The following is a 14,233-nucleotide window of genomic DNA, read 5'->3' as shown; positions in this document are numbered from 1 at the left end:
CTCCATCGCGGGCAAGCCTTGCTCCCACACAGCGCGATCTCAGCTCGCCTGTTTCATCTGCCGCACCGGCAACTCCACGCGGAAGGTAGTTCCCACCCCGACCTCGCTGCGCACTGTGATCTCGCCGTTGTGTTTTTTCACGATGCCGTAGGACAGTGAAAGTCCCAGTCCCGTGCCCTGGCCGACAGGTTTGGTGGTGAAGAACGGGTCGAAGATTTTTTGCAGTGTCTCAGGCGGCATGCCCGAGCCATTGTCGGCGACTTCGATCCACACGGTGTCTTCTTCAATGCCGTTGCGCAAGGTGATGGTGCCACGCTCGGGGCCGATGGCCTGGGCGGCGTTGACGATCAGGTTCATGATCACCTGGTTGATCTGCGACGGCAGGCATTCGACTTCCGGCAACGGGCTGTATTGCTTGATCACGTCGGCCTTGTACTTGATTTCATTGGCGACGATGTTCAGCGTCGAATCCAGGCCTTGTTGCAAGTTGGCCATCTGCCATTCCTGGTTGGAGTCGACGCGGGAGAAGTCCTTGAGGTCCTTGACGATCTGCCCGACCCGGCTGATGCCGTCCTTGGACTCTTTGATCAGCAGTGGAATGTCCTCGACGAGGAAGTCCAGCTCCACCTGCTCGCGCAGCTTTCTCAGATTCACTACCAGTTCCGGCGAAGAAATGGCTTGCTCGGCACTGTCATAGGCCTGGAGCATCTCCTGGAGTTTGCCAAAGTAGCCATCCAGGGCCCCCAGATTGGAAGAAATGAAACCGATCGGGTTGTTGATTTCGTGAGCGACCCCGGCGGCCAACTGGCCCAGCGAGGCGAGTTTTTCCGACTGGACCAACTGGCTTTCCAGCATCTTGCGTTCGTCGATTTCCATCTGCAGCAAAGAACTGGCCTGTTTGAACGCCTGGGTCCGCTGCTCCACCAGCTCCTCGAGTTTGCTCATCTGCAATTGCGCGCGGGAAGTCATTTCCCACTTGGTGGTCAGGGTGTTGGCCATTTGCTGGACTTCGATGTTGTCGAAGGGTTTCTTCAGAATCAGCAACCGGTCATGGCCATTGAGGCGGTCCAGCAGTTCGTCCCAGGAATAGTCCGAGTAGGCGGTGCAGACCACCACTTGCAACAGTGGGTCGTGCTTCCAGAGTTCCTCGATGGTTTTGGCGCCATCCCAGCCCTCGGGCATGCGCATGTCGACAAAGGCCAATGCATAAGGGTGCTCCGTTGCCAGCGCTTGCAGCAGTTTGTTCAGACCTTCCTGGCCGCCGTAGGCCGAGTCGAGTTCGAATACGGTGCCGGCCGGTTTCGGTGCGTCGCCGAACAAGGCGTTTTCCATGTCCAGTAGATCGACATTGACCTGATCCTCCGGCGTGAGGATTTTGCGGAAATCGTCATGGATGGCCGGTGTATCGTCGATCAACAGGATGCGGCGGTTGCTCAGATTATTCATGCTCACCTTCTGCGAGTTTCAAGGGCAGTTGCAACACGAACGTTGCTCCTGTGCCTGGTCCCTCACTGTGAGCGGTGAGGTGGCCGTTCATCTCAATGGCCGCGAGCGCGCAACTGTGCAAACCGAACCCGTGGCCTTCCTTACGGGTGGTAAAACCATGGGCGAAGATACGCGTCATGTTTTCCGCCGGGATGCCTTCGCCTTCATCCTTGACACTGATCTGCAGGGTATCGTCATTGATCACCGTGGCCTTGAGGGTCATGTTCCGTGCGTGGTTGGAAACCCCCGCCATGGCGTATTTGGCGTTGCTGATCAGGTTGATCAGAATCAGCAGCAAGCGGTGTTTGTCGCCCAGGATCCGCGGCACGTCGCCGTATTCCTTGAGCACCGTCACGTGGTGTCGGGTCAGGGCGCCGGAGTTCATGCGCAGGGCGTCTTCGAGCAGTTCGCTGACCACCAAAGGCTCCACCAGGCTGTTGGCGCCGGCATAGGATTGCTGGGTGGAGACAATATCCTTGATGTGATCCACGCTCTTGCTCAACTGGGCCAACTCGTCGGTAAGGCCTTGCTGTTCGACCGCGATGGCCTCCACCAACTGGTTCAGATAGCCGGGCAACAGCTTGCCTTTTTCGTCTTCGGTAAGGAAGTGCCCCAGGTCGTGGGGGTGTTCATTGATCAGTTGCATCGCCTTGCCCAGTCCCAGGGCCTTGCTGCTGCGCAGTTTACGGCTGATCAGGTCGGCGGAGATGTTCACACTGTTGAGCACGTTGCCAACGTTGTGCAGCACGTTGGTGGCGATTTCCGCCATGCCGGCCTGACGGGCGGTGTCCATCAGTTCGCTCTGGGTGTCCTTGAGTTGGCGGGTGCGCTCTTCGACCCTTAGCTCCAGCTCGTCGTTGGCGGTTTGCAGGGCGTTGTTGGCGCGTTTGGTTTCGGCGAAGCTGCGCATCAGCCGGATGGCCAGCCAGATCAGGATCAACACCAGGAACGTGGCGAAAACCAGCAGAAGAATATGGTTGCGCTGATGCCTGGCGGCAGCTTTCTCCTGGTCTTTGTCCAGCAGGCTGGTGATGGTGTCCAGTCGGCCGGCCACGGGAACGGCTTCGATTCCCTGCAAGAGGTCATTGACCCTGGGTTGTTCGCGCAAGATCAGCGCGATGTGCCTGCTCAGGATATCGACGGATTTTTGCAGGCCTTCCGGCAGACGCTCCTTGTTGACGTCCAGCCGATTCAGGCCTAGCAGCACTTCGGCGGCTTGCTCACGGGTGGCCAGATGGGCGAACTCCATGGAACTGAGCAACAGGTCGTAGGTATCGATGGCAACGTTTTGCAGCTGCAGTTTGTCGGCGTCCGAAAGCTGGGCGAACTGGGCCTGGATGTCATCTTCGGCGGTGGGCAGGAAGGCGAGGGAATTGCGCAGTACCGCATTGTGGGATTTGAATCTTTCCACCAGGCGGGTTTTCTCCTTCACCGCCTTGAGGTATTCGTCGCGCTCCTGTTCCCAGCTTGACGGTGCGTGGCGAGCCGGTTCCGATTCGATGGCGTTGAGGCGCTGCCACAGACGTGCCATCTCATTGAGGGGCGAAACTAGGGGGTCATAGTTTTGGCTCAAAGCCATCCGGGATTTAAGGACTTCGTTGTCCCAGATGGCGTCCTGCTGTTTGAGCAGGCGGATCAGGTCCCGAGATTCAATGTACGAGGCGGCCTGCTGTGCACTCGACTGGATGTACATGAACAGCAGGATCGACACCAGCAAGAGGCCGACGAATGCCAGACCGAGGCGACGCAGGGCGGTCATAGCGGCTTGCCCTCCCGTTCGCCGGTGAGGGTCTTGAGGAATTCGACGATCAGTTCCGTGTCGTTCTTCAAGGGTTCACGGCCCAACTGGTACTTGAACATCACTTCCACCGCGTTCTCCAGGGTAGGCGCTGACCCGGCGTGAAAGTACGGGGCGGTGATGGCGACGTTACGCAGACTCGGCACCTTGAAAACCTGGCGGTCAGCCTCGTCGCCAGTGACGTTGAAGCGGCCCTCGTCGGCCCGGGTAGGGTTGCCCCGGTCCTGGATGTAGTCGCCCATCACGCCGAATTTCTGGAACATGTTGCCGCCGATGTTCACGCCCTGGTGGCAGGCGATGCAGCCGTATTCCTTGAAGCGCTGGTAACCGAACTTTTCCCGGGGTGTGAGGATGTCGGTGTTGCCCAGCAGGTACTGGTCGAAACGTGAATTTGGGGTCAGCAGGGTGCGTTCATAGTCGGCCAGGGCACCCTGGATGTTGGCCTGGGTCACGCCGTCGGGGTAGGCATCGTTAAAATCCCGGGCGTAGTCCGGGTCCTGGCCGATGCGCTTGAGCACCGTTTCCCAGGTACTGCCCATTTCCGCAGGGCTGGTCACGACGATGTGCACCTGTTCTTCCAGAGTGTCGACGCGGCCGTCCCAGAACTGATGGAAGTTCAGGCTGGCGTTGAACACCGTGGGTGTATTGAACTCCACTGGTTTACCGTCGAAGCCCAGGGAAAACTGTTTGTCGTCGGCGCCACCCTTGTCCAGGCGATGGCAACTGGCACAGGACAGGGTGTTGTTGACCGACAGCCGCGGGTCGTTGAAAAGCCGCAGGCCCAACTGGACGCGCTTGGGGTCCAGGGTCGGAATGGGGGGCAGCGGTTTGAGCGGTTCATCCAACGGCTCGGCGTGAACGGTCACGCTCAATCCCACCAGCAGGCCGAGGGCCAGAATCAGTCCATGTGACGCCATGGGATGCTTTCCTTGAAACTTTTGGTTGATGGAACTCAGGTGTGTTCACGCAAACGGGTTGTGGCGTTGTTCCCACTCGCTCATCCACAGGGCAAAGGCCTGTGGCTCCACGGCCTTGCTGAAGTAGTACCCCTGGGCTTCCTCGCACTGGTGAGCCTTGAGGAACTCCAGTTGCTCAAGGGTTTCCACGCCTTCGGCAATGATGTGCAGGTTCAGGCTCTTGCCCAGGCTGATGATGGTGCTCACCAGCTTTGCGTCATTACTGTCGATGCTCAGGTCGCCGACGAACGACTGATCGATCTTCAACACATCCACCGGAAATTTCTGCAGGTAGCTCAGGCTCGAGTAGCCGGTGCCGAAATCGTCGATGGCCAGCCGTATTCCCAGGCGTTTGACGGCCTTGAGGATGGCGACGGTGGTGTCGACGTTCTGCATCAGCACGCTTTCGGTGATCTCCAGTTCTAACTGTGTCGGGTCGAGACCGGTTTCCTTGAGGGTCCGGGCGATGCCTTCGACGAAACCGCGCTGGCGAAAATCGATGGTGGAGACGTTCACCGACAGGTAGAGCGGGCGCATGCCATCGGCTTGCCAGCGACAGGCCTGCTGGCAGGCTTCCTGGAGCACCCATTGGCTCAGCGGGACGATCAGGCCGCTGTCTTCGGCCACGGGGATGAAGTCCGATGGATAGATCAAGCCGATGTCAGGCCGGTTCCAGCGCACCAGCGCTTCGGCGCCGACCACTTTGCCACTCCTCAAATCGATCTTGGGCTGGTAGTGCAGCACGAACTCCTTGCGTTGCAAGGCCAGGCGCAGGCCCGATTCGATGGTTTGCTGCTGTCGCGCCCGACGGTTCATGTCTTCAGTGAAAAAACGGTAGTCGTTGGGGCCGGTTTCCTTGACGTTGCGCATCGCCGTTTCGGCTTTTTTGATCAACGCCACGGCATCGAAACCGTCGGCCGGATACATGCTGATGCCCAGGCTTGCGGTAACGGTCAGGTCGTGTCCGTCGATGGGGTGGGGCGTGCTGATGGCCGTCAGCAGTTTGTCGGCCACGCCTTTGGTCTGTTGCGAGTCGGTGATGTCTCCCAGTATCACCACGAACTCATCGGAGCCGTAGCGAAACACCGAGTCGGATTCACGCACCACCGTTGCCAGCGCCCGGGCCACCCGCTTGAGCATTTCGTCGCCCACCGGGTGCCCCAGTGCGTTATTGATACGCTTGAAACGGTCCATGCCGATGAACATCACCGCCAGTTGCCGGTCGTGGCGACGGCACTGGGCCATGGCCTGGGTCAGGCGATCACCGAGCAACATGCTGTTGGGTAACTCGGTGAGTACGTCGTATTGCAGCAAGTGGGAGACTTTCAGCAACTCCTGGACCCGTTCCTCGATGGTGCGCTCCAGACTGCGCATTTTTCTCGCCGCATCCTGGGCCAGTTGCCATTTCCAGGTCATGGCACTGGCCATCTGGCGGATTTCCAGGGTGTCGAAGGGTTTCTTCAGGATCAGCAACTGATCGTCGAACTCGATGCGTTCGGACATGGTTTCCCAGGAATAATCCGAAAACGCCGTGCACAGCGCGATTTGCAGCCGTGGGTCGGCCTCCCACAAACGCTCGATGGTTTGCAGGCCGTCCCAGCCCGGCGGCATGCGCATGTCGGCGAACACCAGCGCATAGGGCTGGCCTTCGGCCTGGGCGCGCTTGACCAGTTCCAACGCCTCTTCGCCCTGATAGGCCGAATCGATCTGAAATTGCAGACGGCTGACCTGGGGTGTGCCAAACAGCAGGCTTTCAGTGTCGTCCAGCGAGTCGTCGCTACCGGCGCCCGGGCTGAGGATCTTGCGGAAGTCCTGGTGGATCGCCGGCGTGTCGTCCACCACCAGGATTCGCCTGTTCGCCGGCACCGACATGGGGTTCATGGGTTGCTCTCCGATAACTGGCTGGCAGGCCGGGTCCAATGGTCCGTCACGGGAACGATGGTGCCGGCCTTGAGCAGTTCGCTGGCTTGCCCACTGTCTACGGCAGTGCTGAAGTAATGCCCCTGGGCCTGCATCGACCCGCCGCTGGACATCAGCGTGGTGCGTTGCTCCTGGGTTTCGACGCCCTCGGCAATGATCCCGATGCCCACATCCCGGGCGAAATTGATGATCGCTCGCAGCGTCATTGCGTTCTCGGGGTCGACGTTGGCGCTGTCGAGAAACCGTTGGGCGAGCTTGAGATGGTTGACCCGGTAGGTCTTGAGGTAATCGAACGAGGAGTACTCGGTGCCGAAATCATCGATGGCAATTTGTACGCCCAGTTCGCACAGACGTGGCAGCACGTCGTTGTGGGTCCACTTGGTTTGCGCCAGGGTGGCCTCGGTGACGTCAAAGCGCAGGTCCCAAGGGGCCAGTTCCCAGCGAGCGGTGGTGCGCAGCACGTCATAGATCAGCTCCGGACCGGTCTTGAGTTGCGTCAGGCAGAGGTCGATGGCGATCACCGGGGGCGCCATGCCCTGGTCACGCCACTGGCGCATCTGTTGACAGGCCTGGTCCAGCACCCAATGCCCCAGGCCAACGATGATCCCGGTCTTCTCGGCGGCCGGCATGAACGACGCCGGCTCCAGCCAGCCGCGCTCAGGGTGGTTCCAGCGCACTTGCACGCCCATGCCCAGGATTTTGCCGGTGCCCAGGTCGACCTCCGGCAGGTAGTGCAAATGCAGCTCGTTGTTTTCGATGGCCTGGCGCAGGTCATTGGCCAGGGCGACGCGGTCGGTGACTTCCTGATTAATCTCCTCGCTATGGAAATGGTACTGGTTGCGGCCCTTTTCCTTGGACCGGTACAAGGCCATGTCGGACTGTGCCATCAGGCTGTCGGCGCTTTGGCTCTGGGAGGAATACAGGCTGATGCCGATGCTCACGGAGATCCGCACTTCGTTGCCGTCCAGGGAATAGGGCGCCACCAGGGCATCCCGGATCTTGGCGGCCAGGGCGGCGCAATGGGTCGCTTCGTGGACATCCAGTTGCAGGATGGCGAACTCGTCGCCACCCAGGCGCGCTACCACGTCGTTTTCCCGGGTACAGCCCTTGATGCGTGCGGCGACCTCCTGCAGCAGCAGGTCGCCGATCGGGTGACCCAGGGTGTCGTTGATCCGCTTGAAATGGTCCAGGTCCAGGTAAAACATCGCAAACGGCGCCGCTCCCCGGCGAGCCGCGGCAAAGGCTTGATGCAGGCGCTCGATCATGGTGGCGCGGTTGGCCAGCCCGGTCAGGCCGTCGGTGCGGGCCAGCAGGGCGATTTTCTCCTCGGCCAGCTTGCGTTCGGTGATGTCAAGAATGATGCCTTCCACTTCCAGCAGCAGGCCCTGTTCGTTGCGCACCGGAATGTAGCGGTTTTCCACCCAGCGGAACGTGCCGTCGCCCGTGCGCATGCGGAACTCGATGGACGCCCCCGCCGTGTCGCGGTTCAAGACGCGGACCATGGCGTCGTCGATCTTGCTTTGGTCGTCGGGATGGATCAGGGTTTGCGCCCAGTCCGGCGAGTTGACCAGTTGCGCCGCCGCGTGGCCGAACTTGGTGATGTTGTGGGAAATGTACATCAGCGCGAACGGCGGCTCGCCACGCAGGCGATACAGGATGGTCGGGCTGTTCTGCACGATGATATTGGCGTCGGCCAGTTCCCGCGTGCGCTCCTGCACCGCGCGTTCGAGCATGTCCATTTTCAGCGCCGCGTCTTCGGTCATCTGCCATTTGACGGTCAGGGTACTGGCCATCTGGCGGATCTCGATGGCATCGAAGGGTTTTTTCAGGATGAGCAGGCGGTCGCCCAGTTCGAGGCGCTCGGCGATGTCTTCCCAGGAATAATCGGAATAGGCGGTGCACAGCGCCACTTGCAGCTTGGGGTCGACGCGCCATAGCCGTTCGATGGTTTCAAGGCCGTCCCAGCCAGGGGGCATACGCATGTCGATGAACGCCATGGCGTAGGGTTTGCCCTCGGCCAAGGCAGATTCGACCTTGTTCAGGGCTTCCATGCCCTGGAAGGCCGAATCGAGCACGAAACTCTGGCTGGCAACCGCCACAGGCGCGCCGAACAGGGCTGCTTCAGCGCTGCTCAGGCTGTCCTCGGGGATAGCATGGGGGCTGAGGATCTTACGAAAATCCTCGTGAATCGTCGGAGTGTCATCGACGATCAGGATCCGCCGGTTGGCCCTTTCCGTCGGCAGGCTCATGGCCGTGCACCGTCGCGATGCTGACTGTTGAACCGTGGATACATCTGATATCCCTTCCGTTGGCATGAGTATTCTGGCCTGTACTTGGCCCTTCATGGTCTACAGCATAGCTGTCTCATTGAGATGCGCTCGGCCGGTCAAGGCAAAATCGTGTCTAAATTCACGCAATCTACTAGCCTCTAATTCGGGGGTAGCGTAGAACAGGTGTCGTTAACAGGAGGGGGGTCCAATGGACGATCAATCGCAGGATGTACCGGTCAGGAAGCCGACGGTACTGTTGGTCGATGATGAAGAGTCGATTCTCAATAGCCTGCGTCGGTTATTGCGCAGCCAGCCGTACGAAATCCTGCTGGCTGACAGTGGCGCCAAAGCCCTGGAAATCCTCAAGGAGCGGCCGGTCGACCTGGTCATGACCGATGCCCGCATGCCCAACATGGACGGCGCCACTTTGTTGGCGCAGATTCGCAAGCTTTATCCATCGACCTTGCGCATCCTGCTCACCGGTTATGCCGATGTGGACATGATGACCAAGGCCATCAACGAGGGGCAGTTGTATCGCTACCTCAGCAAACCCTGGAACGACGAGGAACTGGTGCAGGCCCTGCGTCAGGCCCTGGCGCACCAGCACTCCGAAAGCGAGCGCCAGCGCCTCGAAGCGCTGAACCGCGAACAGAACGAACAGCTGCGGATACTCAACACCACCCTGGAAAAACGCGTGGCGTCGCGCACCGCCGAGCTGCAGCAGACCGCCGACATGCTCGACCTGGCCTATGACGAGCTCAAGCGCAGCTATGTGACCGGCACCGAAGTGTTTTCGCTGATCGCCAACCTGCGCCTGCCCAAGGCCAAGCAGACCAACCGGCAGATCATCGAGCTGATCCGGGTCTACAGCAGGCTGCACTTTCTGGACGAGTCCACCGACCGCGACCTGACCATGGCCGCGGCGCTCTACAACATCGGCAAACTGAGCTGGACCGACAACATGATGGTCACGCCCGCCGACATGCTGCACCACACCGAGCTTGATCTCTACCGGGCCTATCCGAAGCAGAGCGAGTCGCTGCTGATGACCCTGGACCCGATGAAAGACGCCGCGCGCATCATCCTCCATCACCAGGAACGTTGGGACGGCAGCGGTTTTCCCGACCATCTGCGAGGCGAGGCCATTCCGTTCGGTTCGCGGCTGTTGAAACTGGCGGTGGACTTCATCGAACTGCAGCGCGGGTTGATCCTGGAGCGGCAGATGAACAGCGACGAGGCGCTGGTCTACATCCGCAAATACGCCGGCAAACTGTACGACCCGGGCATGGTGGAGGACTTCATCAAGGCGTGTGGTGAATACCTGGACGACGTGACCTTGTCGGATCCGACGGTGCAGGTCATGACAACCCGCGACCTGACGGCCGGCATGATCCTGGCGCGCAACCTCAACGCCGACAACGGCATGCTGTTGCTCAACGCCGGCAAGGTGCTGAGCGCGCCTCTGGTGGAAAAGCTCATTGCTTTCGAAGCGATGGAAGGGGCGCGCTACAGCGTGTTCGTCAAAATCCCCGAAGAGGCAGACCCTTCGGTGCCGAAGCCGATGTTGGGGTGATGCAGATCTGACTGAGAGTACAGTCATCCTGTGGGAGCGAGCTTTGTGGGAGCCAAGCTTGCTCGCGATGAACGATGACGCGGTCCTGCAGTTAAACCGCGTCGCCTCCATCGCGAGCAAGCTTCGCTCCGACAAAAACTGCTCCCACAGTGGTTTTGTGTGGCGTCTGAAGGCGGCGCCGGGCTTTGCTCCCGTCGCTGCGCTCTGTACCCTTGCGAGCATTTTTCTGCCCAGGGCATTTCATCATGACCACTCCCATCATCCGCATCGCCGCCGCTCTGTTGATCGGACCGGACGGCCGGACCTTACTGGTGCGCAAGCGCGGCACCCAGGCCTTCATGCAGCCGGGCGGCAAGATCGAGGCCCATGAGCAACCGGTCCAGGCCCTGGCCCGTGAGCTGGACGAAGAGCTTGGGCTGACGATTGATCCGGCACAGGCCCGTTACCTGGGGGCGTTCAGTGCCCCGGCCGCCAACGAGCCGGGTTTTGTCGTGCAGGCTGACGTTTTTTTACTGAGCATCGATGCACCGGTTTCTCCCGCCGCCGAGATTGAAGAAGTGCGCTGGATCGACCCGGCCAGTGACAGCGATCTGCTGCTGGCGCCGTTGACAGGCGAGGTGATCCTGCCGTTTTATCGAGCCAGCCTTCTCGAGACGTGCTGACCCCAGACTCAAGGACTGACGCCCATGATTCCATTGCCGGACCTGCTGATTTTCGCCGCCGCCGCGTTGCTGATGGTGCTCACGCCCGGCCCGAACATGATCTACCTGATTTCCCGTTCGATCTGCCAGGGCCGCAAAGCCGGCGTCACCTCCCTGCTGGGGGTGGTGGCGGGCTTCTTCGTGCACATGTTTGCCGCGGCGGCGGGGCTGACGGCGGTGTTCCTGGCGGTGCCCATGGCCTATGAGGTGTTGAAATGGGCCGGCGCGCTGTACCTGTTGTGGCTGGCCTGGCAGGCAGTCAAGCCCGGCGCACGTTCGCCGTTCCAGGCCCAGCAACTGCCGGCGGACTCGACGCGCAAGCTGATCACCATGGGGTTCCTCACCAGTGCCCTGAATCCAAAGATTGCAGTGTTTTACCTGTCGGTGTTCCCGCAGTTCATCAGTCCGGAACACGGTTCGTTGTTCACCCAGAGCATCATCCTCGGGCTGACCCAGATCAGCGTCAGTTTCAGCGTCAACCTGCTGATTGCCTTGTTCGCCGCCGGCATTGCCTCCTGGTTCGTCCATAACCCCACCTGGTTGGCGGCGCAGCGCTACTTCATGGGGTTTGTGCTCGGCGCGCTGGCGTTGCGCCTGATGCTTGAACAGCGCAGGACGGCGTGAGCATGTGGATTGAGCGTTTGGATGCCAATCACGCCTTGGCCTACCGCGAGCTGATGCTTGAAGCCTACGATCGCCATCCGCAGGCGTTCACTTCCAGTGTGCGGGAGCGGGCGCTGATGCCGTTGAGTTGGTGGGAAGGGCGGTTGACCGGCAAGCTTGATGTGGTGCTGGGTGCGTTCGAAGCAGGAACATTGGCCGGCATCGTTGGCCTGGCTTTCGAACCGAGGGAAAAGGCCCGCCACAAGGCAACACTGTTTGGCATGTATGTGTCGGCCGAATTTCGTCAGCGCGGCTTGGGTTATGAGCTGGTACAAGCTGTACTGGCCGAAGCGCAAAGCCACCCTGCACTGAAACTCATCCAGCTCACCGTTACCGCCGGCAATGAGGCCGCCTTCAAGTTGTACCAGCGCTGCGGTTTCATCCAGTTCGGGCTTGAACCTTTAGCGGTGCGGGTGGGCGAGGATTATTTCGACAAAATCCACATGTGGCGCCAGATATCGATGCCTGAGATCAAGGGCGAAGAGGTCGATTCGCCCTTGTCCTGATAATTGGTCAAGGGTATTTGATCTCTGGCCGTGGACCGGTATAAACGGGCAAATCGGATTCCTCCGCAGGCGCGCTCATGCTTCCTGCTCCACTGTTCAAGCGCACGATTCTTATGTTTCGTATGCCGAAATCGTTGCCGTTACCGCTATCCTGGTCATTGTTTATATACATTCGTACCATCCCTCGTTCGGTGATGGTGAACTCGATTGAAAACAGGTACCAGACTCCATCCTTGGGGACATGACGGGGCACGCCACGCCATTGCGGCATGCCGGTGTCAGGGTAAAGGATCGGGTTGACCAGCCCTGGAATGTGGCTGCTGTCGGCAACATGGGTTCCTTCGAACGTGAATTGGTATTGTCCGGGAATGAAAAGGAAATCCTGATAGAGGATGACCCCGGCGAAGCCGTATGGGGCGCCTTGATCGGTGAAGTTGAAAAACGCGTTTACTGATTGATGGTTCATGACGTGCGGGCGGATAGATCCGGAACGAGCCGCCAGATAGGGAATCCAGCCGTTATAGGAGTCCGCCAGTGAAGTGTAGTGATCCTCCCATTCCACCGGTGCCGTGCCGATGATGATGGAGCTCGTCGTCGATATATTGCTGTTGCGCAACTGATCGACAATCCGGGCACTCACCGGATGGGTGCCGTCGCCGATCTGCTGAAGGTCGGCGGCCGACAACGTGTAAGTGATCGGGTTGGCAGGATGGACATAGGGGATTGTTTTACTCCAAGTCCCCACGGTCAGTGTCACCTCATCAAATTCGCGTGGGTAGCTGCGGGTTAAAGTAAATGTGCCTGGCTGTGCCGGGCTGACGCTGGCCGGATGGCTGACCGTGATCCCGGATGGCGGGTAATGGAACAGCAGGTCCAGGATCGGGGTCGAGTCTTCGTGATTCTGGCTGACCCGGGTCACTCGGTAAAACAGTGTATTGCCGCCGTTCACCAGCCACCCCCATGGCAACTCCATGTCTATGCGGTCGTTCTCCTCGCCTGCCTTGATGACCTTGATCACGGATGTCGGTTTGCCATTGACCCACAGCTCGACAGAATCACCGATATCCATTGGTTCAGAGAGTATCGTCACCGGATCAATCACCATGTACAGGCTGATGGATGGCGAATGAATGGTCAGGGGAATGCCGCCGTGGTAGGCGCCGGTCGGCAGCACGGGTGTCTTCCATCCGGGAATGTACATGGGCAGCAGCTCAAGAGCTGCGTCGGCCTGCGATGAGTTGCGCACGCTGTCCATCTTTCTCCTCGCTACGGTGCCTGAACTGACTCGGGGCTGGCACCATCAGAGCGCGAAAGGAGAAGGGTGTCACCTGTCAGACCTGACAGGTGAGTGTGATATTCAGACAGTTGGTCATTTTGCACACCGAATGAAAAAACACGCTGTGCTTCAGCGCACGGCACTGACGCCGTCGAGGGTCGAAAACGAAGTATCCTTGGCCGTCAGCAGAAAGTCGCGCATGTAGGGCGCATCGAGCATGTCGGTGCGCACCGCCGCATACAGCGTGGCGAACAAACCTTTCTCTCCCAGTCGCTTGGCCTTCACGTAGCCCCGCGAGCTGTATTCATGCAGTGCCCAATGGGGCATGCCGCAGACGCCACGACCGCTGGCCACCAGTTGCATCATCATCACCGTCAGTTCAGACGTGCGCACCTGGGCCGGTTCGATGTCGGCCGGTTCCAGGAAACGGGTGAAGATGTCCAGGCGATCGCGCTCCACCGGGTAGGTGATCAGGGTTTCGCTGACCAGGTCTTCGGGCACGATGTAGGGTTTGTTCGCCAGTCGGTGCTGGTTGGCTACGGCGAGCATCGCTTCGTAGGTGAACAGCGGCACGTAGGTGATGCCCGCCAGTTCCAGCGGGTCGGAGGTCACCACCAGGTCCAGGTCGCCCCGGGCCAGGGCCGGCAGTGGGGCGAAGGCGAAGCCCGAGGCCAGGTCCAGCTCGACTTCCGGCCAGGCGTCGCGGAACTGGTCGATGGTGGGCATCAGCCACTGAAAGCAACTGTGGCACTCGATGGCCATGTGCAAGCGCCCGGCGGTGCCTCCGGCCAACCGACCGATGTCCCGCTCGGCGCTGCGCAGCAACGGCAGGGTGGCGTCGGCCAGTTGCAGCAGGCGCAGGCCGGCACTGGTGAAACGCACCGGTTTGGTCTTGCGCACGAATAACTGCATGCCCAAGCGTTCTTCCAGTTCCTTGAACTGGTGGGAAAGGGCGGACTGGGTCAGGTGCAGGCGTTCGGCGGCTTCGACCAGGCTATCGGCTTCGCGCAGGGCATGCAGAGTCTTGAGGTGGCGGATTTCAAGCACCGTGGGCTCCATGAGTAAAACTCGTGATCAACACGAAA

11 protein-coding genes are annotated in these 14,233 nt (G+C 60.0%); 4 read left to right on the top strand and 7 right to left on the bottom strand.

The window, feature by feature from the left end:
• Nucleotides 1–39: 39 nt before the first annotated feature.
• Genes PSH91_RS21390 through PSH91_RS21370 form a run of 5 tightly spaced genes read right to left on the bottom strand, consistent with a single transcriptional unit; the run spans nt 40 to nt 8,408 of the window.
• A complete protein-coding gene (locus PSH91_RS21390; protein WP_107321936.1) occupies nt 40–1,446 on the bottom strand; it encodes an ATP-binding protein in 1,407 nt (468 codons plus the stop codon).
• Nucleotides 1,439–3,244 carry a DAHL domain-containing protein gene (locus PSH91_RS21385; protein ID WP_076383647.1) on the bottom strand — a complete coding sequence of 602 codons (1,806 nt, stop codon included), beginning with the start codon at nt 3,242–3,244 and terminating at the stop codon, nt 1,439–1,441. Before PSH91_RS21385 ends, PSH91_RS21390 begins: the two co-directional genes overlap by 8 nt.
• Nucleotides 3,241–4,200: a cytochrome-c peroxidase gene (locus tag PSH91_RS21380; protein ID WP_076383648.1), complete on the bottom strand. Its 960-nt coding sequence runs from the start codon at nt 4,198–4,200 to the stop codon at nt 3,241–3,243. The genes PSH91_RS21385 and PSH91_RS21380 overlap by 4 nt, the downstream gene beginning before the upstream one ends.
• A gap of 45 nt (nt 4,201–4,245) precedes the next feature.
• A complete protein-coding gene (locus PSH91_RS21375; protein ID WP_076383649.1) occupies nt 4,246–6,120 on the bottom strand; it encodes a bifunctional diguanylate cyclase/phosphodiesterase in 1,875 nt (624 codons plus the stop codon).
• On the bottom strand, nt 6,117–8,408 hold the full coding sequence (locus PSH91_RS21370) for an EAL domain-containing protein (protein WP_047230400.1): 2,292 nt from the start codon (nt 8,406–8,408) through the stop codon (nt 6,117–6,119). The genes PSH91_RS21375 and PSH91_RS21370 overlap by 4 nt, the downstream gene beginning before the upstream one ends.
• Nucleotides 8,409–8,637: 229 nt before the next feature.
• Between PSH91_RS21370 and PSH91_RS21365 the strand changes: the two genes are divergently transcribed.
• The 4 genes from PSH91_RS21365 to PSH91_RS21350 all read left to right on the top strand — a co-directional run bounded on the left by PSH91_RS21365 (nt 8,638) and on the right by PSH91_RS21350 (nt 11,872).
• On the top strand, nt 8,638–10,002 hold the full coding sequence (locus PSH91_RS21365) for an HD domain-containing phosphohydrolase (RefSeq protein WP_305466706.1): 1,365 nt from the start codon (nt 8,638–8,640) through the stop codon (nt 10,000–10,002).
• 245 nt (nt 10,003–10,247) lie between these two features.
• The gene (locus PSH91_RS21360; RefSeq protein WP_047230398.1) at nt 10,248–10,664 is read left to right on the top strand and encodes an NUDIX domain-containing protein; all 417 of its coding nucleotides are present in this window, start codon (nt 10,248–10,250) and stop codon (nt 10,662–10,664) included.
• A 24-nt stretch (nt 10,665–10,688) separates the two neighbouring features.
• On the top strand, nt 10,689–11,327 hold the full coding sequence (locus tag PSH91_RS21355; protein WP_274089964.1) for a LysE family translocator: 639 nt from the start codon (nt 10,689–10,691) through the stop codon (nt 11,325–11,327).
• A gap of 2 nt (nt 11,328–11,329) precedes the next feature.
• Entirely contained in the window at nt 11,330–11,872 is a 543-nt protein-coding gene (locus PSH91_RS21350) for a GNAT family N-acetyltransferase (protein WP_076383651.1), read from the top strand.
• A 7-nt stretch (nt 11,873–11,879) separates the two neighbouring features.
• On the opposite strand, the gene PSH91_RS21345 is transcribed toward PSH91_RS21350, so the two are convergent.
• Together PSH91_RS21345 and metR are read right to left on the bottom strand one after the other, a co-directional pair.
• A complete protein-coding gene (locus tag PSH91_RS21345; RefSeq protein ID WP_076383652.1) occupies nt 11,880–13,127 on the bottom strand; it encodes a hypothetical protein in 1,248 nt (415 codons plus the stop codon).
• Nucleotides 13,128–13,277: 150 nt separating this feature from the next.
• Complete coding sequence (gene metR, locus PSH91_RS21340) at nt 13,278–14,195, bottom strand: transcriptional regulator MetR (RefSeq protein ID WP_047230407.1); 918 nt, start codon at nt 14,193–14,195, stop codon at nt 13,278–13,280.
• Nucleotides 14,196–14,233 lie beyond the last annotated feature (38 nt).

The sequence above is a fragment of the Pseudomonas sp. FP1154 genome (assembly GCF_030687245.1).
Classification (GTDB): domain Bacteria; phylum Pseudomonadota; class Gammaproteobacteria; order Pseudomonadales; family Pseudomonadaceae; genus Aquipseudomonas; species Aquipseudomonas rhizophila.
The sequence above is the reverse complement of the archived record's forward strand: the minus strand, read 5'-3'. Positions and strand labels throughout refer to the sequence as shown.